This is a genomic window from Streptomyces sp. H51 (genome assembly GCF_035656535.1).
Classification (GTDB): domain Bacteria; phylum Actinomycetota; class Actinomycetes; order Streptomycetales; family Streptomycetaceae; genus Streptomyces.
Genome location: NZ_JAYMHD010000015.1, coordinates 32,181 through 54,770, shown reverse-complemented (window position 1 = coordinate 54,770; position 22,590 = coordinate 32,181). Strand labels below are relative to the sequence as shown.

Sequence of the window (22,590 nt, the reverse complement as noted above, 5' to 3'; positions counted from 1 at the left end):
CAGTACGAACACGAGGAGGAGCGGTCACTGTGCTTGATCCGCAGGGTTTGTACGCATGGGAGCCGAAGGGCCTGGACGTCGTCGACATGGCGCTCGCCCAGGAGTCGGCCGGCCTTGTCATGCTCTACCACTTCGACGGATACATCGACGCGGGCGAGACCGGCGACCAGATCGTCGACCGGATCCTCGACTCGCTGCCCCACCAGGTCGTCGCCCGTTTCGACCACGACCGGCTCGTGGACTACCGCGCCCGCCGTCCGCTGCTGACGTTCCGGCGCGACCGCTGGACCGACTACGACGTGCCCGCCCTCGAGGTGCGGCTCGTCCAGGACGCCACCGGGGCGCCCTTCCTGCTGCTGTCCGGCCCCGAGCCGGACGTCGAGTGGGAGCGCTTCGCCGCGGCCGTCCGGCAGATCGTCGAGCGGCTCGGCGTGCGCCTGTCGGTCAACTTCCACGGCATCCCGATGGGCGTCCCGCACACCCGCCCCGTCGGCGTCACACCGCACGGCAACCGCACCGACCTCGTCCCCGGCCACCGCAGCCCCTTCGACGAGGCCCAGGTCCCCGGCAGCGCCGAGGCGCTGGTCGAGTACCGCCTGATGGAGGCCGGGCACGACGTCCTCGGCGTCGCCGCGCACGTGCCGCACTACATCGCCCGCTCCGCGTACCCGGACGCCGCACTGACCGTCCTGGAGGCGATCACCGCCGCCACCGGACTGGTGCTGCCCGGCGTCGCGCACGCCCTGCGCACGGAGGCGCTCCGCACCCAGACGGAGATCGACCGGCAGATCCAGGAGGGCGACGAGGAACTCACCGCCCTGGTGTCGGGCCTGGAGAACCAGTACGACGCCGTCGCGGGCGCCGAGAGCAGGGGAAACATGCTCGCCGAACCCGCCGACATCCCGTCGGCCGACGAGATCGGGCGCGAGTTCGAACGGTTCCTCGCGGAACGGGAGGGCGACAACTGACGGCCCCCGACGCCCCGGCCCGCGCCGGGGTCTCTAAGCTCGGCTCATGCTGAAGGTGGGTCTGACCGGTGGAATCGGCGCCGGCAAGAGCGAAGTGTCACGGCTCCTCGTCGCACACGGAGCCGTCCTGATCGACGCGGACCGCATCGCGCGCGAGGTCGTCGCGCCGGGCACGCCCGGCCTCGCCGCGGTCGTGGACGCCTTCGGCGAGGAGGTGCTCGCCGCCGACGGCAGCCTCGACCGGCCCCGGCTCGGCTCGATCGTCTTCGCCGACCCGGAGCGGCTCGCCGTCCTCAACGCGATCGTGCACCCCCTGGTCGGCGCCCGCTCCCGGGAACTGGAGGCGGCCGCCGCCGGGGACGCGGTCGTCGTCCACGACGTGCCCCTCCTCGCGGAGAACGGCCTCGCCCCGCTGTACGACCTGGTGATCGTCGTCGACGTGAGCCCCGAGACCCAGCTCGACCGGCTGGTCCGGCTGCGCGGCATGACCGAGGAGGACGCCCGCGCCCGGATGGCCGCTCAGGCGACGCGCGAGAAGCGCCGGGAGATCGCCGACATCGTCATCGACAACGACGTACCGCTCGATGACCTGCGGCGACGCGTGCGGGAAGTCTGGGAGGAGCTGCGGCGCAGGGCCCACGCGGCAGGGACAGAACAGGAATAGCGGGCCACCGCCGGGCGTTGAACCCTTCCAGCGAGGGAAGGAATCCGACGTGCCCGACACCAGCGGTTCGACCGGACGTACCCCGGAGACGCACGTCATCGACTTCCGCGCGGCCGAGCAGCTGCTCAACGCACGGGACCCGCGGGGCGCGGTGAAACTGCTCGACTCCGTCATCGCCGCCCACCCGGAGAACACAGCTGCCCGGCTGCTGCGCGCGCGTGCCTTCTTCGCCGCCGCCCAGCTGCGGCCGGCCGAGCTGGAGTTCACCGTCGTACTGGAGCGCGAGCCGGACAACGCCTTCGCCCACTTCGCGCTCGCCCGCACCTACGAGCGGCAGGGCCGGCCCGACCGGGCCAGGCGGCACTTCCGGCTGGCCGCCGCGCTGGACCCCAACCCGCAGTACCTGCGGCGCGCCCGCTTCGAGTCGTCCTGACCGGCCCGTCGGTGCGACCGGTCTACCGCCTCGGTTCGTCCGGTGGCAGGTAGGGCGGGACGTCCCGCCCCGGCTGGTAGTGGGGGCCCTGGCGGATGTGCCGGAGGATCATGGTCATGTCGGCCATGACCAGCAGGAACAGCACTCCGCACGCGACCGCCCACCACACCCGCCCCAGGAGGGCGAAGGCGACCGTGCCGAAGACCGACCACGCCAGCCCCCACAGGCTCAGCCAGAAGCGCATCCGCAGGGGACTGCGGGCGGTCGTGGGTTCACTGCCCGTACGCATCGGATCATCACTCCTTCCTGGCACGCACCGCTTCGGAGCGGAAGCCCGCCCGAAGCGTCCGGACGACGGGGCCGCAATCTCCCGCTCGATCCCGCGGTACCCCCGCAGGCCGTCGGTGAACTGACGGGATTCGACGCGTGCGCCACCGATGAGTTCCGGCCGGAGCGCCGGTCCAACCCTGTGACAGCATCACCGACCGCTTCCGCAGGAGATCCCCGTGTCCGAGACCACCGCTCCCGTCACCGCCGCTTCCGTCACCGCGCGTTCCGCCGTCGCCGGGTCCGCGTTCCCGCGCGGCCGCCGTGCCCGGATCGCCCTGCGCACGGTGCAGGTCCTGCTCGCCCTCTTCTACGCCGTCGCGAGCGCCCTGCCGAAGCTGATCGCCCATCCCGCGGCCGTCGAGTCGTTCGACAGGATCGGCTGGGGCAGCGCGGGCATGTACATCATCGGCGCCCTGGAACTCGCCGGTGCCCTCGCCCTGCTGGTGCCGGTGCTCCAGTCGGTCGCGGCGGTCGCCCTGAGCGCGCTCATGGTGGGCGCGTTCATCGTCCAGATGACCGTCTTCGACGGGCAGAACGCGGCGACGCCCCTGATCCTCATGGTGCCGCTGGCGCTGATCGCCTGGGCCCGGCGGAACTCCAGCGCGGACCTGCTGCGGCTGGTGCGCGGGCGGAGCTGAGCGTCCCGCCCCGCCGTGCGTCACCGTGCGCCCGGCCGTCCCGCGCCACCGCCCAGCAGACCGCGCAGCCGTTCCAGCTCCCGCCGGTCCCGCTTGGTGGGACGGCCCGCGCCGCGGTCGCGGATGCCGGCGGGCGCGATCGCCTCGCGCGGCGGCGGGGGCGGCGAGTTGTCGACGTAGCACTGGACCGCCACGGGGGCGCCGACGCGCTTGCGGATCAGGCGCTTGACGACGACGACCCGCTCCCGGCCGTCGTGCCGCAGCCGCACCTCGTCGCCGACCCGCACGGAGTGCGAGGGCTTCACGTTCTGTCCGTTCACACGCACGTGACCGCCCTTGCAGGCGGTGGCGCCCATCGAGCGGGTCTTGATCAGGCGCACGGCCCAGATCCAGCTGTCGATGCGCACGCTCTCGCCGGGCGCCGGCCCGGCCGCCTCGGCCGCGGCGATCGCGGCGGCGACCTTGGGGTCGACGGCCTGCGCGCCGCCGCCGGCGGCCTGAGCGTCGCCCGCCGGGCGCGCGCCGCCGGTGGCCCGAGCTTCGCCGCCCGCGGCCCGCGCGTCGTCGACCGCGGCCTGCGCGTCGTCGCCCGCGGGCCGGGTGTCGCCCAGGGCCTGCGCGTCGCCCGTGCCGGGGCCCGCGGCCTGCGGGCCCCTCTCCTCGTCACCTTCCAGAGCCATGTTCCCGACCTTAGTCCTCCGCGCCGGAAGTCCCCGCGGGATTTCCGGTCCTGCCGTGCCGCGGCCCGGCCAGGAACACGGCACCGGTGAGGACGCCGAGGAGCACGACGGCGGCGTTCAGGGCGACCGCCGCCTTCAGGCCGCCGAGCACCGCCGCGGCGCCCGAGCCGGTCATCGCGGCCGTGGCGACGGCACTCATGACCGGCGTGCCCATGGTGATGCCGATCTGCTGGGTCATCGTCGCCAGCCCGGTCGCCAATCCCTGCTCGCGGTCGGCGAGCCCGGAGGTGGCGGTCACCATGAAGCCGACGATGACCAGCATGTTGCCGACCCCGCCGGCGAACGTACCCGCCAGCAGCAGCCACAGCCACGACCGGTCGGCGCCGAGCCCGAGCAGCGCTGCCGTGGCGACGGCCTGCAGCAGACCGCCCGCGATCAGCGTCCGCCCGCTGCCGGTCCGTCCGATGACCCTCGGGGCCACCGAGCCGCCGATGACCGTGCCCAGGCCGAGCACACCGAAGCACAGCCCCGCGGACATGGCCGAGAAGCCGAGCACCTCCTGGAGGTAGAGGGTCATCAGGAAGACGAGCGAGGTCTCCGTCAGGAACGCGATCAGGCCGGCGACGTTGCCCCAGGCCACGGAGCGCCGCCCGAGCACGCTCAACGGCACCAGCGGCGCGGCGACCCGGCGCTCGACGGCGAGGAACACCAGCAGCAGCACCGCCCCCGCCGCCAGGGACAGCAGCGCGCCGGGCGAGCCCCAGCCCTCCTCGCCGGCCCGGCTCAGACCGAACACCACCGCCAGCAGGCCGAGCGTGACGCTGACGGCGCCGGGCAGGTCCAGCTTCGGGCGCTCGGCCGGCCGGGAGTCCCGCACCACCGCGGGCGCCACGACCAGCACGGCCAGGGCGACCGGCACGTTGACGAAGAACGACCACCGCCAGGACAGCAGGTCCGTCAGCACCCCGCCGAGGATCGCTCCCGTGGTGAACCCGGCGGACATCAGCGCCCCGTTGAGTCCGAGCGCCTTCTCCCGCAGCGGGCCCTCCGGGAACGACGTCGTCAGCAGCGACAGGCCCGCGGGGGTCACCGCGGCCGTCGCCAGGCCCTGCAGGACCCTCGCCGTGATCAGCGTCTCCGGGCTGTGCGCCAGACCGCCCAGCAGCGAGGCGGCGGCGAGGAGAGCCAGCCCGCCGAGGAACAGGCGGCGCCGCCCGAACAGGTCCGCCACCCGCCCGAACAGCAGCGTGAAGCCTGCCGCGCACAGGGCGAACGCGGTACCGATCCACTGCAGGTGCGCCAGCGGGAAGCCCAGGCCCGCACCGATCACCGGCAGGGCCACGTTCAGGATGGAGAAGTCCACGGCCAGCATGAACTGGGCCGCGAGCAGCAGCACCAGCACCAGCCGCAGGCGGGGGGTCAGGGCGGCCGGGGCGCGCCCGGCCGTCTCCCGGTCGATGACGGGCATGACGTCGTGTCCTTCCTCTCACGCGGTCGTGGAGGCAACGCTCGTCGGCGCCCGCCCGCCCAGCCAGAACCCTGTCCCGGGCAGTCGGCGCGAGGGTGGTCATGACGTGACCACCCTCGCCCGTCCCGCTCGCCCGGCCGGGCGGGCATGATGGCGGAGGTGTCCCCGAGCCGAGCGGAGGATGTGATGGACGCCTGGTCCGAGCTGGGTGACTTCCTCAAGTCCCGCCGGGCCGCGCTGCGCCCCGAGGACGTCGGCATCACCCCGCACCCCACCCGCCGTCGCGTCCCCGGCCTGCGCCGCGAGGAGCTGGCCATGCTCGCGGGCGTCAGCATCACCCACTACACGCGCCTGGAACAGGGCCGCGGGACGGGCGTCTCCGAGTCCGTGCTGGACGCCCTCGCGCGGACGCTGCGCCTCAGCGAGGACGAGACCGCGCACCTGAAGGACCTCGCCCGCCCCGGCACGGCGTCCCGGCCGGCCCCGCCCCGCGCGGAACACGTCAGCGCGTCGGCGCGGCAACTGATCGCGGCCATGACCGGGATACCGGCCCTCGTCCTGGACCGTCGCGGCGACGTCCTCGCCTGGAACCGGCTGGGGCACGCGCTGCTGGCCGGGTATCTGCCGCCGGACGCCCCCGCCGCGTCGGCGGCCCGCCCCAACCTGGTGCGGATGCTCTTCCTCGACGAGCGCTACCGGGACCTGTACCCGGACCGCGACGAGGAGGCCCGCCTCGCCGTCGCCTCGCTGCGACTGGCGGCCGGCCGCCGGCCGGGCGACCGCGGCCTGGCCGAGCTGATCGGTGAACTGTCCATGAGGTCGGCCGAGTTCGCGTCCCTGTGGGCCCGCCACCCGGTGCGCACCTGCACCTCGGGCGTCAAGCACCTGCGCCACCCGCTGGTCGGCGCCATGAGCCTCGCCTTCGAGAACCTGTGCGTCCCCGGCACCGCGGGGCAGCGGCTCATCGCCTACACCGCCGAGCCCGGTTCCCCGTCGGAGGCGGCACTGCGGCTGCTCGGCGGCGGCGTCACCGACGTACCGTTGGCGTATGGACAGCCTGGCCGAGCTTGACGCCCGTGTCGCCGGGTGCGCCGCGTGTCCCCGGCTCGTGGAGTGGCGTCAGGAGGCCGGGCGGACCCGGCGTGCGGCGTTCCGCGACTGGACGTACTGGGCCCGGCCCGTGCCCGGTTTCGGACCCGCCGACGCCTCCCTGCTGATCATCGGCCTCGCGCCGGCCGCCCACGGCGGCAACCGCACCGGCCGCATGTTCACCGGCGACCGCTCCGGTGACGTGCTCTACCAGGCGCTGTACGACGTGGGGCTCGCCTCGCAGCCGACCGCCGTGTCCGCCGACGACGGGCTGACGCTGCACGGCGTCCGCGTCACGGCGCCCGTGCACTGCGCCCCGCCCGGGAACAAGCCCACCCCGGCCGAGCGGGACACCTGCCGCCCCTGGCTGGTACGGGAACTGGGGCTGCTGCGGCCGACCTTGCGTGCGGTCGTCGTACTCGGCGCCTTCGGCTGGCAGGCGGCGCTGCCCGCGTTCGCCGAGGCGGGCTGGGCGGTGCCCCGGCCGCGGCCGGCCTTCGCCCACGGCGCCCGCGTCCCGCTCGACGGCCTCGACCTCTTCGGCTGTTTCCACGTCAGCCAGCGCAACACCTTCACCGGCAGGCTCACCCCCGCGATGCTGCGGGAGGTGCTGCGCACGGCGGCGCGGACGGCGGGACTGCCGGCGACCGGCTGAGCCGACGGCCGTGCGGACAACGTGCCTGTTTGTCCCGGGAGTTGCCGTGCCGGGCGGGCGTACGTTCACCACAATGACCGGCATGAACCTTCCTGACGGACTCATCCCCCTGGCCGACGGGCTCCACCTGTGGGCCCCCGGGCACACCGGCACCTGGGGCTTCGCGAACTGCCTGCTCATCACCTCCGGCCGGCAGGCCGCCCTGGTCGACACCCCCTACGACCGGCCGATGACCGAGGCGTTGATCGCGGCGGCCGGGCGGGTGCTGCCCGACGGCGCGGCCGTGGAGACGATCGTCAACACGCACGTCAACGGCGACCACACCTTCGGCAACGGCTGCTTCCCCGGCGCCGAGATCATCGCCACCCGGGCCGCCGCCGAACACGTCTGCCGTGAACCGTCACCGGCGCAGATGCACTTCCTCACCCACGGCACACCGGCCGACGAACCCCTCGGCTGGTACGCCCGCGAGCACTTCGGCCGCTACCGGTACGACGACGTCCGGGCGGTCCCGCCCACCCGCACCTTCAGCGGCCGGCACGAGCTGCGGGTGGGCGGCGTCGAGGCCGAGCTGATCGAGGTCGGCCCGGCGCACTCGGCCGGCGACCTCGTCGTCCACCTGCCGGCGCAGCGCACCGTCTGCGCCGGGGACGTCCTCTTCCAGGGCGACCACCCCGTCCACTGGAACGGCCCCCTCGCCGGGATCGCCGCCGCCTGCGAGACGATCCTCGGCCTGGACCCCGAGACCGTGGTCCCCGGACACGGCCCGGTCATGAGCCCGCAGGACGTACGCGGCCAACTCGCCTACCTGCGCGGGCTCGAGGAACTCGTCCACGCCCGTCACGCGGCCGGCCTCACCGTGGCCGAGGCCGCCGCCGACATCATCGCCACCGGCTACCACGACCACCTCGGCCTGCCGGAGCGGATCGTGATCCTGACCGCCGTCGAGTACCGCCACCTCGACGGCGACACCGGCGAACCGGACCTCGTCCACCTCGCCGCGCGGGCCGCCGACTGGGCCTACCGCCACCGAGGCCCGGGAGGCCAGGGAGCGCCCGGCCCCTCCGTGCCGACCCCGGCGACCCCGGCGGAGGGGACGGCGGCGACCGCGGACTGACGTGTCCGGCCGGCGGTGCGCTCAGGGACGCCAGACGTAGCGCACGTCCGGCTCGCGTTCCTCGTTGCCGCTGCCGTCCGTGTACTCGACGGCGACGAAGCCGTGGCGTTCGTAGAACCGGTGGGCGGGCTTGTTCACCTGGAAGGTCCACAGTTCGAGCCCGCCGGGACTGCGTTCCTTGGCGAGTGCGACGAACCGGTCGCCGAGACCCCGCCCGCGCCAGTCGGGGCGGAGGTAGAGCTGCGACAACTCGTCGCCGGCGAGCACCATCACGCCGACGATCCCGGCTCCGGCGTCCGCCGCCACCCACGTCTCCCGCAGTGGCACGACCACCTCCCGGAAGTAGTCGCGCACCTCGTCGTCGGACCGCGGGCGGACGACCGTCGGCAGCGCGGCGCGGAAGGAGCGCAGCCAGACGTCCGCGGCGGCCGAGGCATCGGCGGCCACGGCCCGGCGCAGAGTGACGGCGGACGATACGGAGGTCAAGAGCGGATCCTTTCGACGGATGCCAGTTGCCAGTTGCCAGGGGCCACTTGCCAGTTGCCAGTGGAAGGTGGTCAGTGGTCGAGGGGACGATCGTCGGAGTGGGCGCCGTAGAACTCGCTCTGGCGCGCCATCAGGTCCCGCATGGAGGTGCCGCGCGGCACGCCGTACACCGTGCCGGGGAAGTCCAGCTCCTTCTGCACGGCCCACAGTTCGTCGTGCTGTCCGGGAGCGAAGAGCCGGGCCGTCGGCGCCCCGGCCGCGATCCATCCGATGGGTACCACGGTGCCGGGCGGCAGCACCGAGTTGACCTGCAGCACGCTGTTGATCCGCAACTCGCAGCCGGCGCCGGCCACCGCCCCCGGGAAGACCGAGGCACCGGTGGCCACGAAGACCTCGTCCTCGATGGTCGCTCCGTTGACGTGTGCGTGCGGACCGACGAGCACGGCGTCGCCGATGACGGCGGGGTGCCCGGCCCGCCCGCGCACCAGGGCGTTCTCCATGACCACGACGTCCGAGCCGATGCGGACCTCCCCGTCCTCGGCGCTGAGCACGGCGCCGTGGAGCACTCTCGCCCGCTCGCCGAGGACGACGGCGCCGCACAGGACGGCCGTCGGGGCGACGTAGGCGGAGTCGGGGACGACAGGGCGCTGCCCACGGTGCTCGATCAACATACGGCTCTCCTGCTGCTCACGAGGGTTCGGACGGCGGACGTCCTGCCGATCGTCCGCTGTGGACGCCGGGCGCGCATCCGAATACCCGAAGGTGTGCCGACGCGGCCCGCGGGCCGGCGACGACTGCCGACGGAAATCCATTCGACGCCCCGCACCCGCGGACGCTACCAATCCGACAGATCCGCGCAGCCGGGCACCGCCCGTGCCGCCCCCGCCCCTTGAGGAGCCGCACCCATGCCGTCCTCGCCTTTCTCCCTCGCCGACTCCGCCTTCCTCGAATCGACCGCCGACCGCCTCGCCGCGCTCCCCGCGGTCCGTTCCGTCGCCCTCGGCGGCTCGCGGGCCCAGGGCACGCACCGCCCCGACAGCGACTGGGACCTGGCCGTCTACTACCGCGGCTCCTTCGACCCCGACCACCTCCGCGCCGTCGGCTGGGAGGGCGAGGTCTGCGACATCGGCGCCTGGGGCGGCGGAGTCTTCAACGGCGGTGCCTGGCTCACGGTCGACGGGCGGCGCGTCGACGTGCACTACCGCGATCTCGACGTGGTGGAAGACGAACTGACGCGGGCGCGGGAAGGACGTTTCCGGGTGGAGCCGCTGCTGTTCCACCTCGCCGGCATCCCGACGTACCTCGTCGTCGCCGAACTGGCCGTCAACCGTGTGCTGCGCGGGGAACTGCCGCGCCCCGCCGCGTACCCGCCGGCCCTGCGCCGGACCGCCCCCGAGCACTGGTACGGCATGGCCCGTGCGGGGCTGGACCATGCGAAGGCCGCTCACGTCCCCAGGGGAGCCGTCACCCAGGTCGCGGGCGCTGTCGCCCTGGCCGCGGTCCAGACGGCGCACGCGGTCCTCGCCGCGCGGGGGGAGTGGGTCACCAACGAGAAGGGTCTGCTGGAACGGGCGGGCCTGGGCGAGGTCGACGCGCTCGTGACGCACCTGACGCCGCGACAGGACGCACTCCTGCGGTCGGTCACCGAGGCCGAGGCGGTCCTGGACCGGGCTGTGACCGAATCCCGCAGGCCGTAGGGCGGTAGAGCCGTAGGGCGGTAGAGCGGTAGAGCCGTAGGGCAATAGGGCCGTAGGGCTATAGGGCCGGTTCGCAGAGCCGCCTGTGGAACCGCTGCTGTTGCGGGGCTTTGCGGGGCTTTGCGGGGCTTTACGGGGCTGCCGCGGGCCCGCGGGAAAACGTCACACCGCCGAAATGCCCGCGTTCCGTGTACCCCGCGTACCCGATCTATCGTGGGCACCACACCTCTTCCGCCCGGCCACCGTCGCCCGAAGGCACACCCCCGCCCTCGTCCGGACAGGAGCCCCGTGTCGCGCCCCGTCGCCGTTCCGCCCTGGCTCGCCCACGCCCTCCGTGCCCAGCGCGGCCCCGTCCCCTGGAACGCGGTCACCCGGGGCGCCCTGTCCGCCGGGCCCCTCCTCGCCGGCGCCGTGCTGCTCGGCCGTACCTCGCTCGGTGTCGTCGCCGCGATCGCCGCCATGCTCGCCGGGATCAACGACCGGCCGGGCAGCCGCCGGGCGGCCGTGCACAGGATCGGAGGGCCGGCGCTCGCCGGGGCGGGCGGGCTGCTCGTCGGGACGTATGCCGGGGACCACGTCGGCGCCGCGGCGCTGACCTTCCTGCTCGCCGGTCTCGGGCTGTCGGCCGGCGGGATGAGCGCCGTGGGTCCCGTCGCCTCCGGAGCCGGTACCCAACTGCTCGTCGCCTCCGCCGTCGGAGCCGGGATGCCGCTGCCCGACAGCGGACCGGCCAGGGCGCTGGCCTTCCTCGCCGGCGCCGGGTGGCTGCTCGGCCTGCGGCTGCTCCTGCCCACGCCCGGCTCGCTCGCGGGCGACTTCCGGTTCGACGGCGAGCGGGCCGCCGTGGCCGCCGTGTACGACGCCGTCGCCGATCTGGTCGACGCCGTCGGCGGTGACGACGCCCTCGTCCGGCGCGCCGCGCTCACCGCCGCCCTCGATCACGCGCAGGACGCGCTCGCCGGGCCCCGGCTGCGCCGGTACGCGTCCTCCTCCGCCGAGCGGCGGCTGCACGCGCAGTACGCCGCGGCGCTGCCGCTCGCCGAGGCGGCGACCGCGCTCACGTGGGCCGGGGACGCCGTCGCCGGGCGGGCGTCCGAAGGACCCCGGAGGCTGGCCGCCGCCGTACGCGGCAGCACCCCCACCGGGCCGCTGCCCGCGCCCCACCGGTCCGCGCCCGCCCTGCGCGCCCTCGACGACGCCCTGCTGCACGCCGCCGACGCCTTCGACCGGGGCCGGCCGAGCGACCTGCACACCCGGCGGCGCACCGCCGGGGAACTCCTGCGCGTGGCCCACGGCGCCGGCGGCCGGGAGTACGGCCTGCGTGTCGCCCTGTGCTTCGGGGCCGCCGCCGCCGTCGCCCAGGCGCTGCACCACGCCCGCTGGCACGGGCAGCACCAGCACTGGTACTGGCTGCCCGCCACCGCCGTCTTCCTCGTCAAGCCCGACCTCGGACCGCTCGTGTCGAGAGTGCTGTGCCGGGCGGCCGGGACCGTGCTGGGTGCCGTCGTCTTCGCCGGGTTCGCCGCCGTGCTGCCACGGCCGGAAGGGCTCATCGCGCTGGTCGCCGTCAGCGGGGCGCTCATTCCCGTCGCCACGCGTCACTTCGCCGCGCAGACCGCCGTCGTCACCGTCCTCGTCCTGGCCCTGGTGATGGTCGCCGGCGAGCCGCAGGCCGCCGTCAGCCGGATCGGGGAGACCCTGCTGGCGTGCGCGATCGTGCTCGTCGTCGGGCACCTGCCGATGCCGGGGCAGCGGGGCGGAGCGGTACGGGCCCGCCTGGCTGCGGCGAGCGCGGCCGCGCAGGCCTACCTCACCCAGGTGCTCGGCGAGTCCGCCGACCGCGCGGAGCGCTGGACGCTCCGCCGCGAGGCCTACCGCACGCTCGCCGAGGCCCGTGCCGCCATCGCCCTCGCCGCGGCGGAACTGCCCCCTCTCGCCCGGCACTCGGCGGGCGCGGACCGGACCGTCGCCACCCTGGAACGGCTCGTGGACACGACCACCGCCTGCGCCGTCCACCTCGACGACTCGGGCCGTCTCTCGCCCCGTCACGCGCGGCAGCTCGCCGAACTGGTCGACGAGTGCGGGCAGGGGCACGGACCGGCGGGCCTGTCACTGCCCGAGCTGCCCGTCGCCGGCCTCCCAGCGGGCACAGGGCGGTCCTAGCCACACCTTCGCAGGCGCCGTGCGTCACGGAACCACGAAGGATCACCCTGAGTGGGGGATCAGAACAGAAAGTGATATTGATCGTCGTAGAGTGATCAAGCCCTCACGTTCCGCGCGGAACAAGTGTCAAGTACGTCTCAGTCCGGCAACCGGGCGGGGCTTTCCGGCTGTCCAGGGCGTTAACTCATGCAAGCTACGACGCTTTACTGGAGGTGCAGGGTGGTGAACGGGCGAACAGTGCTCGAACGCTTTCCCGCGGGCGGGCCGCGAGGATCGTGGCCCGCGGAGGAGTTCGCGCACGCGCGGCGTCAGGAAGGTCTGCCCGCCGAGGTTGTCATGGACCTCGCGACCGACACGTTCCTGGTGATCGTCCGCACCGGCGAGGCCGCCGACGCGACGGCCTGAGGGGTCGGCCCGCCTCCGGGCGGGCACCCGGCCGCGAACCGCTCCTGCCGGTCGCGGACTCGGTCCGCGAGTACCGGAATCGCAGGGTCCCCCAGCGGTACCGACCCAGGATCAGCCACTCCGACATGGCTGCGCGCTCGGCCGCGCTGCGCGGAACGCAGAATTCATTGCCCTCCGGATGCAGCGGACGGCCGAGTGCCTCGCTCCAGAACCGAGCCGGCGCATAGGCATCCGCACAGTCGACCGCCACGTTCTGCACCACCGGACCCATGCACGAGATCCCGTCCGGAGCTCCGCTCGGTCAGCAACCTGCCGGGACGGCACACCTAGGCGGTCACCGAACGGGACCATGTCGGGGTCGTGCCCGTCACCCGGCACAGCGCCAGGTACAGCGGGATCGGCGGGGTGTACGGCAGCGTGCCGTCCGGCTTGTGGATGAGGCCGGGGACCGCCGGGGCGTCCGGAACGACCGCCCCGGCGGCGTACTGGGCCGGCGCGGGCCACTCCAGCGCGTAGTCCGAGTCGGAGGGCACGATCCACCACCAGTGCGTCTCGTCGGCGTAGACGCACCCCACCCGGGGCAGCCGGGGCAGTACCAGGGGGCCGAGGCGGGCGGGCACCGACACCGCGTCGCAGCCCAGCGGAGCCGTCATGCCCTCCGGCACGGGCAGCCGCCGGGGCGTGCCCGGCGAGTGCAGCCCGCGCTGCAGGCGGACCAGCGTGTCCAGGCTCAGCACCTGGCCGCCGGACGCAGCCCTCACGCCCATGCGCCCCCCGTCTCGTACCGCGATTCCGCTTCGTCCTCGCCGTCCGGCCCGTCGGCCGGACCGGGCTTGGGCCGGGCTCCCCAGCCCAGGTCGTTGCACGGCCCGCAGTCGTGCCGGGGTCCGTCGGCCTTGCGCGGCAGTTCCGCCCAGACCAGCAACCCCGGGCCGTGCTCCTGGGCACCCCAGGCGCGACAGAGCGAGTCGATGAGGAGCAGTCCCCTCCCGTGCTCCTCCTCGGGCCGCGCCCGTGCCGGATGGGGTTCATGGGGCGTGCACCCCTGGTCGCGCACGGCTATGCGCACCAGGTCGTCGCCGTCGAGCAGCTCGCAGACTATGTGCCTGCTCGCGGTGTGCACGACGGCGTTGGTGACCAGCTCGGAGATCACCAGGGCCGCCGTGTCGCAGACGTCCTCGCACACCGACCAGCCGTTCAGCCAGGCCCTGGCCAGGCGTCTGGCCTGCGCGGGAGAGCCCGGATGTGCGGCCAGCTCGAAGCGGAACCGGCGCTCGGCGGCGGCCCGCTCAGGGGTCACCCCCGTGGTGGCGCCGAAACCGCCCGGGCGGTCTGCGGCAGCGTCTGTTCCTAAGGGCGCGGACGGAATCACGCTTGCCACTATCTCCCCGGCGTGGACACTTGGCAAGAGTCACTATGAAAAATGCAGAGTGCGGTGTGACGTTGTGGACGGTCATGGCACACTGCTCGGAACAGCACCTCGAACGGCGCCAGTTGGGATCAACGGGGATCCGCACAGATCTTCGAACGGGTCTTCGAATGGCGCCGTCGGGCTGTCAGGACGCATTGGTGGAGGTGGAGCGTGAGCGAGCCGCGGTCCGCGCCGACGGTCGGTCAGGTCGTCCTCGGTCGCCGTCTGCTGGACCTGCGGGAACGTGCCGGGCTCAAGCGTGAGGAGGCCGCCCGTGTCCTGCGTGTCGCGCCGGCCACCGTCCGCCGCATGGAGATGGCCGAGGTCGGTCTCAAGATCCCGTACCTCCAGCTGCTGCTGAAGTCCTACGGCGTCTCCGACGAGGAGGCCGAGGCCTTCGTCCAGCTCGCCGAGGAGGCCAACAAGCCCGGCTGGTGGCAACGTTTCCACGACATCCTGCCCGGCTGGTTCTCGATGTACGTCAGCCTGGAGGGCGCGGCGAGCCTCATCCGCTCCTACGACCCGCACTTCGTCCCCGGCCTGCTGCAGACCGAGGACTACGCCCGCGCCGTCATGCTCTCGGGTGCCGTCGGGCAGACCCAGCCCGAGGACATCGAACGCCACGTCGCGCTGCGCATACAGCGACAGGAACTGCTCACCCGTCAGGACGCGCCCCACTTCTGGGCCGTGTTCGATGAGACCGCACTGCGCCGCCCCGCCGGCGGCCCGGAGGTGATGCGTGCTCAGATCGACAGACTGCTCGAGGCCACGAAGCTGCCCAACGTGACACTGCAGGTCGCGCCGTTTGCGAACGGGCCGCATCCCGGCACGTTCGGGCCCTTCGTGCTGTTCCGATTTGCCATGTCAGAACTGCCGGACATGGTCTACAGCGAGTACCTGACCGGCGCCGTCTACCTCGACGCGCGCGCCGAGGTGGCGACCCACCTCGAGGTCATGGACCGCATGGCGGCGCAGGCCGCTACGGCACATCGCACGAAGGAGATCCTCCGGGAGATCCGCAAGGAGCTGTGAATGGAACGCATCAAGCCACGCAAACACGTCTACAACGGCATGCCCGCACGGGAGCTGGGCAGCGAGGGCTGGCACAAGCCGTGGAGCGGCGGCAACGGCGGCAACTGCCTGGAGGCGATGAAGCTCGCCGACGGCCGGATCGCCGTCCGCCAGTCGACCGACCCGGACGGGCCCGCGCTGATCTACACCACCGACGAGATGACCGCTTTCATCGAGGGCGCCAAGGCGGGTGAGGCCGACTTCCTGCTGTCCTGAGCCATGTTTTCAGCCGATTGTGTTCATCGACCCCCCTCCCACCGGCACTGAGTTGATCATTAATCACGTCAATTGCGGCATAACTCAACGGAGTTCCTCATGACCGGGCAGCAGCAGCCTTTCGTCCGGATCGACACGAGCAGACCCCATCCCGCGCGGATGTACGACTGGTATCTCGGCGGAAAGGACAACTACCCCGTCGACGAGGCCATGGGCCGCCAGATGCTCGCCCTCGACCCGCGCGTGCCGGTGATGGCGCGGGTCAACCGGGCGTTCATGCACCGGGCCACGCGCTGGCTCGCCCGGAGCGGGGTACGGCAGTTCCTGGACATCGGCACCGGCATCCCGACCGAGCCGAACCTCCACCAGATCGCCCAGGAGACCGCCCCCGACGCGCGCGTCGTCTACTGCGACAACGACCCGATCGTCCTCGCCCACGCCGCAGCCCTGCTGCGCGGCACGGACGAGGGCGTGACGGAGTACCTCCAGGCCGACGCACGCGACCCGGACGCCATCCTGGACGGCGCGCGGAAGATCCTCGACCTCACCCGGCCGGTCGCCCTCTCGCTCATCGCGCTGCTGCACTTCGTCCCCGACGAGGACGGCGCCTACGAACTGGTCGGCCGACTGCTGTCCGAACTCCCCTCCGGCAGCTACCTGGTCGTCAGTCACGCCACGGCCGACTTCACCCCCGAGGAGTCCAAGGCGGCCACCGAGAAGCTGAAGGCGGCCGGCGTCACCCTGGCGCTGCGCTCCCGCGAGGAGTTCACCCGCTTCTTCGACGGCCTGGAACTCGTCGAGCCCGGCGTCGAGGTGCCCCAGAACTGGCACCCCGAACTGGGCGACCCGGTCCCCGGCCAGGACGACGGGGTGATCCCCGGGTACGGGGCGGTGGCCCGCAAGCCTTAGCCGCGGTTGTCGGCGGCCGGCCTCGGCCGCGGTTCTCGGCAGCGGGCTCCGGCCCGGCCGCCGCTCTCGGCAGCGGGCCTTGCCTGGCCGGAGGGCTCCCGGGCCCGCGCCGCGAACGCGGGCCCAGGACCCGACACGCGGCGCGGGGGACCCGACGCGCGGCGCGGGGGACCCGACACGCGGCGCGGCGGAGCCGACGCGGGCGCGGGGCGCCTCACCAGCGGGCGGGAGCACGCCCGTCCGTGCGGCCGTCGCGCGGGCGTCACACGGTCATCGGCCGGTCGTACGGGGAGATCGGCGCCGGCAGCCGCGAACCGCCCGTGAGATACCGGTCGACGGCCGCCGCCACCGCCCGTCCCTCCGCGATCGCCCAGACGATCAGCGACTGCCCGCGCGCCGCGTCCCCGGCCGCGAACACCCCCGGCCGGTTCGTCGCGAACCCGGCGTCCCGCGCGATCGTCCCGCGCGGCTCCGTCGCGAGCCCCAACTGGTCGATGAGCCCGTCACCCCGGTCGGGCCCGGAGAAACCGAGGGCCAGCAGCACGAGATCGGCGGGAAGGGAACGCCCGGTGCCCGGCAGCGGGCGTCGCGTCGCGTCCACCTCGACCAGGTGCAGCGACCGGACGTGCCCGCCCGCGTCCCCGGTGAACCGCAGCGTGGACGCCGCGAACAGCCGCGCGTCCGCGTCCGCCGCGGGCGCCGTGCGAAGATCACGGGCCTCCTCGTGCGCGGGCGACAGCCGGTACACCTTCGGGTACGTCGGCCACGGCTCGGTGTCCTCGTCGCGCTCGGTCCCCGGCTGGACGTAGATGTCCAACTGAGTGACCGACGCGGCGCCCTCGCGTACCGCCGTCCCCAGACAGTCCGCCCCCGTGTCGCCGCCGCCGACGATGACGACGTGCTTCCCGGCGGCCGACATCGGGGAGACCTCCAGATCCCCCTCGCACACCCGGTTGGCCAAGGGCAGGTACTGCATCGCCTGGTGGACGCCGGCCAGCTCCCGTCCCGGCACGGGGAGTTCACGCCACGCCGTCGCCCCGGTGGCGATCACGACCGCGTCGTACCGAGCGCGCAGTTCCGCGGCCGCCACGTCCCGCCCGACCGCCGTGGACGTGCGGAATCCGGTCCCCTCGGCCCGCATCTGCTCGATGCGCCGGTCCACACGGTGCTTCTCCATCTTGAAGGCCGGTATGCCGTACCGCATCAGCCCGCCGAGCCGGTCGTCCTTCTCGTACACCGCGACCGTGTGCCCCGCACGGGTCAGCTGCTGCGCCGCGGCCAGCCCGGTGGGCCCCGATCCGATCACCGCCACCGTCCGCCCCGACAGCCGCTCCGGCGGGCTCGGCGGAGCGAGTCCGTCCGCCCAGGCCCGGTCGGCGATGGCGCACTCGACGTTCTTGATGGTGACCGCGGGCTGGTTGATCGCGAGCACGCATCCCGCCTCGCACGGTGCGGGACACAACCGGCCGGTGAACTCGGGGAAGTTGTTGGTGGCGTGCAGCCGTTCCGTGGCCGCGCGCCAGTCGTCGCGGCTGACCAGGTCGTTCCACTCGGGGATCAGGTTGCCGAGCGGGCAGGCGTCGTGGCAGAACGGCACCCCGCAGTCCATGCAGCGGTCCGCCTGCCGGTTGATGATGGGCAGCAGAGCACCGGGGACGTAGACCTCGTTCCAGTCCCGGACCCGCTCCGCGACGGGCCGGCGGGGCCAGTCCCGGCGAGGCGTGGTGAGGAAACCCTTGGGGTCGGCCATGGCCGTCTTCCTTGCGTCCGCGTACGACAGGGCGTGCGTCATCGGGCGGCGCTCTCTGCGGCCACGATACGACCCCTCGGCCGGGCGCGCAGAGGGCGTGACGGTACTCTCCGAGACGCTCCTGCCGGGGTCCGGCGGGGACCGGCGGCGGCCGGACAAGGATTCAGGTGAGCGCCAGCACGTAGGCCACCGCCGTGCCGGCCGAGGCGATCATCCGCACGTGGTTCCACCTCGTCCACTCGCGTACGTACGACGGCCAGTACGCGGCGGCCTCCGGCGTCTCCGGGTCCAGCCCGAGCAGTGTGTCGTTGCGGGGCACGTTCGCGACCATGGTCACCCCGAACGAGCCGAGCAGAAACAGCGCGCTGCCCACCAGCAGCTCCACCGTCCCGTCGTCCGGCCACAGCACGAACGTCACCACGGCGATCACCGAGCACAGCACCGCCGATCCGACGAACACGACCATGAACGCCGGTGTCACCGCCGTCACGTTGATCGCGTTCATCGCGGCGACGCCCTGCGCCGGCGGCAGCGCGGCGAGACCACGCATCACGAAGGTCGAGAAGGCGCAGAAGACCCCGGCCACCAGAGCGCTCCCGAGCACCCCCAACACCGTCAGCAGGTAATACGGACCATCGATCATCAGCGTCAACTCCCCTGTCCTGCCGGGACTTCTCCCGACGCGTCGCCTCACCACATGTGCATTCCCACACGGCACCCGTGACCATGGAAGGACCGGAGAAGACGGCCCGCGGTGTGACGTGGCGGCCGCATGCGGCCGTTCCCCGCGCGGCCGGGCAGTCTGCGGCCCGCAACCCGTTCCGCTCCGCGTGTGGCGCATCATGGCCGGTGTGCGACTCGAAGCGATCACCTGGGACCGGCTCGGCGACCTCCTGGCCGAGCGCCTGCTCGATCTGGAACCGGCCGACGGCAGCCCCTGGCCGCGCATCGCCTTCGACGGCGCTCCCGCGGCCCGCCCCGGTGACCTCGCCGAGCGCGTCGCCGAGGCACTGCGCACGCTCGGCCGCCCCTCGCTGGTCGTCGGCACGGAGGGCTTCCTGCGTCCGGCCTCGCTCCGCCTCGAACACGGCCGGCGGGACGTGGACGCCTACTTCGACGGCTGGTTCGACACCGGCGCCCTGTGGCGTGAGGTGTTCGGCCCCCTGGAACCCGGCGGCGACGGGCGCGTCCTGCCCGATCTGCGGGACCCGGCCACCGATCGTGCCACCCGCAGCCCGTACGTCCGACTCCGGCCCGGCTCTTGCCTGCTGCTGCACGGTCCGCTCCTGCTGCGCCACTGGTTCCCCTTCGACCTGACCGTGCACCTCCGCCTCTCGCCCGGCGCCCTGCGCCGCCGCACCCCCGAGACCGACCACTGGACGCTTCCCGCCTACGAGCGCTACGAGGCCGAGACCGACCCGGCTGGCGCCGCCGACGTGCTGGTACGCGCCGACGACCCGCGCCACCCGGCCTGGAGCGGGTGACGCACGGCCCCGGTCCCCGCCCGGCTCCGGATGCGCCCGTTCCGTTGCGCGGCGAGAATGAATGTCGCCGGGACAAGCGGTGCGTCCCGTGCCGCGCCGGCCGTCCGGTACCAGGAGGTACTCCATGACCACCGCCGGAGACATCATGCACCGGGGAGCCCAGTGGATCCCCGCCCACGAGACGCTGGACCGGGCCGCCCAGCTCATGCGCGAGCTGAACGTCGGCGCCCTGCCCATCAGCGACGAGAACGAACGGCTCTGCGGCATCCTCACCGACCGTGACATCGTCGTCGGCTGCGTGGCCATGGGGCACGACCCGGCCAGGACCACCGCCGGCGAGATGGCCCACGGCACCCCCCGCTGGATCGAGGCGAGGGCCGACATCTCCGACGTCCTGCGCGAGATGAAGGACCACCAGATCCGCAGGCTCCCCGTCATCGAGAACAAGCGGCTGGTCGGCATGATCAGCGAGGCGGACCTCGCCAGGCACCTGCCGGAGGACCAGATCGCCGACTGGGCCGAGAGCGTCTACGCCCGGAGCGGGCCGCGCTGACCCCGCCGGATCACAGCCAGCCGTTGCGCCGGAAGCCGCGGTACAGCACCACGCACGCAACGGATATCACGGCTATGACCAGCGGATATCCGAATCTCCAGTGCAACTCCGGCATGTGGTCGAAGTTCATGCCGTAGAGGCCGCAGACCATCGTCGGCACGGCGATCACCGCGGCCCACGCCGTGATCTTGCGCATGTCCTCGTTCTGCGCGACCGTGACCTGGGCCAGGTGCGCCTGCAAGATCGAGTTCAGCAGCTCGTCGAAGGAGGCGATCTGTTCCTTGGCCCGTATGAGGTGGTCGAGGACGTCCCGGAAGTAGGCCTGGATCTCCGGGTCCACCACCCGGATCGGCCTGGTCGCGAGGTCCTCGATCGGCCGCCCGAGCGGAACCACGGCCCGCTTCAGCTCCAGCAGTTCCCGCTTCAACTGGTAGATGCGCCCGGGATCGGCCCGCGCGCCGTTCTCGGCGAACACGTCCGTCTCGACCTGGTCGATGTCCTCGTGGACCGCGGCGGTGACGCTCAGGTAGTCGTCGACCACGTGATCGGCGACCGCGTGCAGCACCGCCGCCGGCCCCTTGGCGAGCTTCTCGGGGTCGGCCTCCAGGTCCTCGCGCAGCGGACCCAGCGAGCCGTGGCGTCCGTGCCGCACCGTGATCACGAAGTCCGCGCCGACGAACACCATGATCTCGCCGGTGTCCACCACCTCGCTCGTCGCCGTCAGTTCCTCGTGCTCGACGTAGCAGACCGTCTTCAGCACCGCGAACAGCGTCTCCCCGTAGCGCTCCAGCTTCGGGCGCTGATGGGCCTCGACCGCGTCCTCCACGGCCAGGGGATGCAGGTCGAACAGCTCGGCGATGCCCGCGAACTCCTGGTCCGTCGGCTCGTGCAGGCCCAGCCACACGAAGCCGTGACGGCTTCCGCGTACCCGCTCCACCGCCTCGACGACATCCCCGCCCCCGGAGGTCCGGGAGCCGTCCCGGTACGTCACGCAGTTCACCACCGACGACCCCAGTGGGGACCGGGCCGGGTGGCTCAGGTCGACGCCGGGGCGCCGACGGGCGAGGCGCGCCACCTTGCGGAGGCCGCCGACCTTGCTGAGACGCGTGACCTTCCGCAGGTTCCCCGCCATCGACATCTGGATCTCCTCGCGTGCAACTCCCCGGGCTTGAAGCTCTCTTCGTGCGGTACGCCGTGGGCTGTGCTCCCGTGACGCGTCGCGTTCCTGCCCCGTGGCGCGCCAGTCTGCCAGTTTCCGGCGAACCGTGGGTGAGCCTGTGGGAACTCGGCGTTCCGCTTTGTTCCCTCCTGTGGACGAAGGGGGTCGGGTGGTGCGGACGCCGGTCGCCCGCGCTCGACGCGGTGTCGTACCGTCCGGCGGGACATCGCCTCATCCGGGCGGGACAGCGCCCCCGACGGCGCATCCCCTCGCCCCGGCGGGGCCGGCCCTCACCCGTGCGGGGCCGCGCCTCACCCCGGCGGGGCCGCGCCTCACCCCGGCGGGGTAGTGCCTCACGCCGACGGGGCAGTGCCTCGACCTGCCGGACAAGCGGGACAACTGGGATGATCGCACCATGATGCGATCCGACGGATACCTTCTCGACAACCGGCAGTCCGAGGCGGGCGAGCGCTTCGACGCCTTCGCCTCGCTCTTCGATCCCACGACCTTCCGGCACCTAGCCGAGTGCGGTGTCGGACCCGGATGGCGCTGCTGGGAGGTCGGGGCCGGCGGCACGTCCGTGGTGTCCTGGCTGGCCAAGAAGGTCGGGCCGACCGGCAAGGTCATCGCCACCGACATCGACACCTCGTGCCTTGCCTCCGCCGCCCGGCCGCCGGTGGACGTCCGGGTCCACGACGTCGGCGCCGAGGAGCCGCCGGGGGAGGGGTTCGACCTGGTGCACGCCAGGCTCGTCCTCGTCCATGTTCCGGACCGCGAACGGGCACTGAGCTCGATGGTCAGGGCCCTGCGCCCCGGCGGCCGCCTCCTCGTCGAGGACGCCGACCCCACCCTCCAGCCACTGGTCTGCCCCGACGAGCAGGGCCCCGAACAGCACCTCGCCAACCGGCTGCGGCACGGTTTCCGCCGGCTGCTGGCCGACAGCGGAGCCGATCTCGCCTACGGCCGCAGGCTGCCGCGACTGTTGCGCGAGGCCGGTCTGCGACAGGTCGAGGCCGACGCGTACTTCCCGGTCTCCTCGCCGGCCTGCGCCGCTCTGGAATCGGCCACGATCCGGCAGGTCCGCGACCGTCTCGTCGCCGCGGGCCTGGCCACGGACGAGGACATCGACCGCCACCTGGCGAACGTCGCGTCCGGAGACATGGACCTGGCCACCGCCCCGATGATCTCGGCGTGGGGACGCAAGCCGTAGCGGACCGGGTGTCCCCGGTTCACTTCCCGGGTCC

The 22,590-nt window shown here is 73.1% G+C and carries 26 protein-coding genes and 1 pseudogene; 16 read left to right on the top strand and 11 right to left on the bottom strand.

What is annotated here, in order from left to right:
- The first annotated feature begins 29 nt into the window (after positions 1–29).
- From VKA29_RS03450 to VKA29_RS03440, 3 genes are read left to right on the top strand one after another with little or no spacing between them, the layout of a single operon-like run.
- Complete coding sequence (locus tag VKA29_RS03450; RefSeq protein WP_324783645.1) at positions 30–968, top strand: PAC2 family protein; 939 nt, start codon at positions 30–32, stop codon at positions 966–968.
- Positions 969–1,014: 46 nt separating this feature from the next.
- Positions 1,015–1,632, top strand: a complete 618-nt coding sequence (gene coaE / locus VKA29_RS03445) for a dephospho-CoA kinase (protein ID WP_324783644.1) — start codon at positions 1,015–1,017, stop codon at positions 1,630–1,632.
- A gap of 49 nt (positions 1,633–1,681) precedes the next feature.
- Positions 1,682–2,065 carry a tetratricopeptide repeat protein gene (locus VKA29_RS03440; RefSeq protein WP_324783643.1) on the top strand — a complete coding sequence of 128 codons (384 nt, stop codon included), beginning with the start codon at positions 1,682–1,684 and terminating at the stop codon, positions 2,063–2,065.
- Positions 2,066–2,087: 22 nt separating this feature from the next.
- Here the strand turns inward: VKA29_RS03440 and VKA29_RS03435 are convergent, their stop codons facing one another.
- Complete coding sequence (locus VKA29_RS03435; protein WP_324783642.1) at positions 2,088–2,354, bottom strand: DUF6343 family protein; 267 nt, start codon at positions 2,352–2,354, stop codon at positions 2,088–2,090.
- Positions 2,355–2,571: 217 nt separating this feature from the next.
- On the opposite strand from VKA29_RS03435, the gene VKA29_RS03430 reads away from it, so the two are divergent.
- The gene (locus VKA29_RS03430; protein WP_324783641.1) at positions 2,572–3,033 is read left to right on the top strand and encodes a DoxX family protein; all 462 of its coding nucleotides are present in this window, start codon (positions 2,572–2,574) and stop codon (positions 3,031–3,033) included.
- 20 nt (positions 3,034–3,053) lie between these two features.
- On the opposite strand, the gene VKA29_RS03425 is transcribed toward VKA29_RS03430, so the two are convergent.
- Together VKA29_RS03425 and VKA29_RS03420 are read right to left on the bottom strand one after the other, a co-directional pair.
- Positions 3,054–3,644 (bottom strand): RNA-binding S4 domain-containing protein, encoded by a 591-nt coding sequence (locus VKA29_RS03425; RefSeq protein WP_324783872.1) that lies wholly within the window; start codon positions 3,642–3,644, stop codon positions 3,054–3,056.
- A 79-nt stretch (positions 3,645–3,723) separates the two neighbouring features.
- Positions 3,724–5,181, bottom strand: a complete 1,458-nt coding sequence (locus VKA29_RS03420; protein ID WP_324783640.1) for an MFS transporter — start codon at positions 5,179–5,181, stop codon at positions 3,724–3,726.
- A gap of 186 nt (positions 5,182–5,367) precedes the next feature.
- On the opposite strand from VKA29_RS03420, the gene VKA29_RS03415 reads away from it, so the two are divergent.
- The 3 genes from VKA29_RS03415 (at position 5,368) to VKA29_RS03405 (ending at position 8,042) form a co-directional block, all read left to right on the top strand.
- The gene (locus VKA29_RS03415; protein ID WP_324783639.1) at positions 5,368–6,252 is read left to right on the top strand and encodes a helix-turn-helix transcriptional regulator; all 885 of its coding nucleotides are present in this window, start codon (positions 5,368–5,370) and stop codon (positions 6,250–6,252) included.
- Positions 6,230–6,925: a uracil-DNA glycosylase gene (locus VKA29_RS03410; RefSeq protein ID WP_324783638.1), complete on the top strand. Its 696-nt coding sequence runs from the start codon at positions 6,230–6,232 to the stop codon at positions 6,923–6,925. The genes VKA29_RS03415 and VKA29_RS03410 overlap by 23 nt, the downstream gene beginning before the upstream one ends.
- Before the next feature lie 82 nt (positions 6,926–7,007).
- On the top strand, positions 7,008–8,042 hold the full coding sequence (locus VKA29_RS03405; RefSeq protein WP_324783637.1) for an MBL fold metallo-hydrolase: 1,035 nt from the start codon (positions 7,008–7,010) through the stop codon (positions 8,040–8,042).
- Between the two features lie 21 nt (positions 8,043–8,063).
- Here VKA29_RS03405 and VKA29_RS03400 read toward each other — a convergent pair whose 3' ends face one another.
- Both VKA29_RS03400 and VKA29_RS03395 read right to left on the bottom strand, forming a co-directional pair.
- Entirely contained in the window at positions 8,064–8,528 is a 465-nt protein-coding gene (locus tag VKA29_RS03400) for a GNAT family N-acetyltransferase (RefSeq protein WP_324783636.1), read from the bottom strand.
- Positions 8,529–8,599: 71 nt separating this feature from the next.
- Entirely contained in the window at positions 8,600–9,199 is a 600-nt protein-coding gene (locus VKA29_RS03395; protein ID WP_324783635.1) for a gamma carbonic anhydrase family protein, read from the bottom strand.
- A gap of 234 nt (positions 9,200–9,433) precedes the next feature.
- On the opposite strand from VKA29_RS03395, the gene VKA29_RS03390 reads away from it, so the two are divergent.
- The 3 genes from VKA29_RS03390 to VKA29_RS03380 all read left to right on the top strand — a co-directional run bounded on the left by VKA29_RS03390 (position 9,434) and on the right by VKA29_RS03380 (position 12,793).
- Positions 9,434–10,225: a nucleotidyltransferase domain-containing protein gene (locus VKA29_RS03390; RefSeq protein ID WP_324783634.1), complete on the top strand. Its 792-nt coding sequence runs from the start codon at positions 9,434–9,436 to the stop codon at positions 10,223–10,225.
- Positions 10,226–10,513: 288 nt separating this feature from the next.
- The gene (locus VKA29_RS03385) at positions 10,514–12,388 is read left to right on the top strand and encodes an FUSC family protein (RefSeq protein ID WP_324783633.1); all 1,875 of its coding nucleotides are present in this window, start codon (positions 10,514–10,516) and stop codon (positions 12,386–12,388) included.
- A gap of 219 nt (positions 12,389–12,607) precedes the next feature.
- On the top strand, positions 12,608–12,793 hold the full coding sequence (locus tag VKA29_RS03380; RefSeq protein WP_324783632.1) for a hypothetical protein: 186 nt from the start codon (positions 12,608–12,610) through the stop codon (positions 12,791–12,793).
- A 124-nt stretch (positions 12,794–12,917) separates the two neighbouring features.
- On the opposite strand, the pseudogene VKA29_RS36895 reads toward VKA29_RS03380, so the two are convergent.
- From VKA29_RS36895 to VKA29_RS03365, 3 genes and pseudogenes are all read right to left on the bottom strand, one after another.
- Positions 12,918–13,064: pseudogene (locus VKA29_RS36895) on the bottom strand (VOC family protein); the annotation flags it as partial.
- A gap of 55 nt (positions 13,065–13,119) precedes the next feature.
- Positions 13,120–13,560 (bottom strand): hypothetical protein, encoded by a 441-nt coding sequence (locus VKA29_RS03370; protein ID WP_324783630.1) that lies wholly within the window; start codon positions 13,558–13,560, stop codon positions 13,120–13,122.
- Complete coding sequence (locus tag VKA29_RS03365; protein ID WP_324783629.1) at positions 13,551–14,174, bottom strand: ATP-binding protein; 624 nt, start codon at positions 14,172–14,174, stop codon at positions 13,551–13,553. The genes VKA29_RS03370 and VKA29_RS03365 overlap by 10 nt, the downstream gene beginning before the upstream one ends.
- Positions 14,175–14,375: 201 nt before the next feature.
- Here VKA29_RS03365 and VKA29_RS03360 point away from each other — a divergent pair, with 201 nt between their 5' ends.
- The 3 genes from VKA29_RS03360 to VKA29_RS03350 all read left to right on the top strand — a co-directional run bounded on the left by VKA29_RS03360 (position 14,376) and on the right by VKA29_RS03350 (position 16,400).
- Entirely contained in the window at positions 14,376–15,236 is an 861-nt protein-coding gene (locus VKA29_RS03360) for a helix-turn-helix transcriptional regulator (protein WP_324783628.1), read from the top strand.
- The gene (locus VKA29_RS03355) at positions 15,237–15,491 is read left to right on the top strand and encodes a DUF397 domain-containing protein (protein WP_324783627.1); all 255 of its coding nucleotides are present in this window, start codon (positions 15,237–15,239) and stop codon (positions 15,489–15,491) included.
- A 99-nt stretch (positions 15,492–15,590) separates the two neighbouring features.
- Positions 15,591–16,400, top strand: coding sequence for an SAM-dependent methyltransferase (locus tag VKA29_RS03350; RefSeq protein ID WP_324783626.1), 810 nt, complete (start codon positions 15,591–15,593; stop codon positions 16,398–16,400).
- 262 nt (positions 16,401–16,662) lie between these two features.
- Here the strand turns inward: VKA29_RS03350 and VKA29_RS03345 are convergent, their stop codons facing one another.
- Positions 16,663–18,150, bottom strand: coding sequence for a glutamate synthase subunit beta (locus tag VKA29_RS03345; protein WP_324783625.1), 1,488 nt, complete (start codon positions 18,148–18,150; stop codon positions 16,663–16,665).
- Between the two features lie 163 nt (positions 18,151–18,313).
- Entirely contained in the window at positions 18,314–18,793 is a 480-nt protein-coding gene (locus VKA29_RS03340) for a DUF1772 domain-containing protein (protein WP_324783624.1), read from the bottom strand.
- 199 nt (positions 18,794–18,992) lie between these two features.
- Between VKA29_RS03340 and VKA29_RS03335 the strand changes: the two genes are divergently transcribed.
- Both VKA29_RS03335 and VKA29_RS03330 read left to right on the top strand, forming a co-directional pair.
- Complete coding sequence (locus VKA29_RS03335) at positions 18,993–19,634, top strand: uridine kinase (RefSeq protein ID WP_324783623.1); 642 nt, start codon at positions 18,993–18,995, stop codon at positions 19,632–19,634.
- A gap of 124 nt (positions 19,635–19,758) precedes the next feature.
- A complete protein-coding gene (locus VKA29_RS03330; RefSeq protein WP_324783622.1) occupies positions 19,759–20,187 on the top strand; it encodes a CBS domain-containing protein in 429 nt (142 codons plus the stop codon).
- Between the two features lie 10 nt (positions 20,188–20,197).
- Here the strand turns inward: VKA29_RS03330 and VKA29_RS03325 are convergent, their stop codons facing one another.
- On the bottom strand, positions 20,198–21,325 hold the full coding sequence (locus tag VKA29_RS03325; RefSeq protein ID WP_324783621.1) for a magnesium and cobalt transport protein CorA: 1,128 nt from the start codon (positions 21,323–21,325) through the stop codon (positions 20,198–20,200).
- A 436-nt stretch (positions 21,326–21,761) separates the two neighbouring features.
- Between VKA29_RS03325 and VKA29_RS03320 the strand changes: the two genes are divergently transcribed.
- Complete coding sequence (locus VKA29_RS03320) at positions 21,762–22,556, top strand: methyltransferase domain-containing protein (RefSeq protein ID WP_324783620.1); 795 nt, start codon at positions 21,762–21,764, stop codon at positions 22,554–22,556.
- Positions 22,557–22,590 lie beyond the last annotated feature (34 nt).

Excerpts from the sequence above, each read along its gene's own strand:
- VKA29_RS03355 (WP_324783627.1), top strand. The coding sequence starts at position 15,237 with ATGGAACGCATCAAGCCACGCAAACACGTCTACAACGGCATGCCCGCA.
- coaE (WP_324783644.1), top strand. The coding sequence starts at position 1,015 with ATGCTGAAGGTGGGTCTGACCGGTGGAATCGGCGCCGGCAAGAGCGAA.
- VKA29_RS03340 (WP_324783624.1), bottom strand. The coding sequence starts at position 18,793 with ATGATCGATGGTCCGTATTACCTGCTGACGGTGTTGGGGGTGCTCGGG.
- VKA29_RS03395 (WP_324783635.1), bottom strand. The coding sequence starts at position 9,199 with ATGTTGATCGAGCACCGTGGGCAGCGCCCTGTCGTCCCCGACTCCGCC.
- VKA29_RS03435 (WP_324783642.1), bottom strand. The coding sequence starts at position 2,354 with ATGCGTACGGGCAGTGAACCCACGACCGCCCGCAGTCCCCTGCGGATG.
- VKA29_RS03405 (WP_324783637.1), top strand. The coding sequence starts at position 7,008 with ATGAACCTTCCTGACGGACTCATCCCCCTGGCCGACGGGCTCCACCTG.
- VKA29_RS03325 (WP_324783621.1), bottom strand. The coding sequence starts at position 21,325 with ATGTCGATGGCGGGGAACCTGCGGAAGGTCACGCGTCTCAGCAAGGTC.
- VKA29_RS03390 (WP_324783634.1), top strand. The coding sequence starts at position 9,434 with ATGCCGTCCTCGCCTTTCTCCCTCGCCGACTCCGCCTTCCTCGAATCG.
- VKA29_RS03335 (WP_324783623.1), top strand. The coding sequence starts at position 18,993 with ATGGCCGGTGTGCGACTCGAAGCGATCACCTGGGACCGGCTCGGCGAC.
- VKA29_RS03320 (WP_324783620.1), top strand. The coding sequence starts at position 21,762 with ATGATGCGATCCGACGGATACCTTCTCGACAACCGGCAGTCCGAGGCG.
- VKA29_RS03410 (WP_324783638.1), top strand. The coding sequence starts at position 6,230 with ATGGACAGCCTGGCCGAGCTTGACGCCCGTGTCGCCGGGTGCGCCGCG.
- VKA29_RS03415 (WP_324783639.1), top strand. The coding sequence starts at position 5,368 with ATGGACGCCTGGTCCGAGCTGGGTGACTTCCTCAAGTCCCGCCGGGCC.
- VKA29_RS03345 (WP_324783625.1), bottom strand. The coding sequence starts at position 18,150 with ATGGCCGACCCCAAGGGTTTCCTCACCACGCCTCGCCGGGACTGGCCC.
- VKA29_RS03350 (WP_324783626.1), top strand. The coding sequence starts at position 15,591 with ATGACCGGGCAGCAGCAGCCTTTCGTCCGGATCGACACGAGCAGACCC.
- VKA29_RS03370 (WP_324783630.1), bottom strand. The coding sequence starts at position 13,560 with ATGGGCGTGAGGGCTGCGTCCGGCGGCCAGGTGCTGAGCCTGGACACG.
- VKA29_RS03420 (WP_324783640.1), bottom strand. The coding sequence starts at position 5,181 with ATGCCCGTCATCGACCGGGAGACGGCCGGGCGCGCCCCGGCCGCCCTG.
- VKA29_RS03330 (WP_324783622.1), top strand. The coding sequence starts at position 19,759 with ATGACCACCGCCGGAGACATCATGCACCGGGGAGCCCAGTGGATCCCC.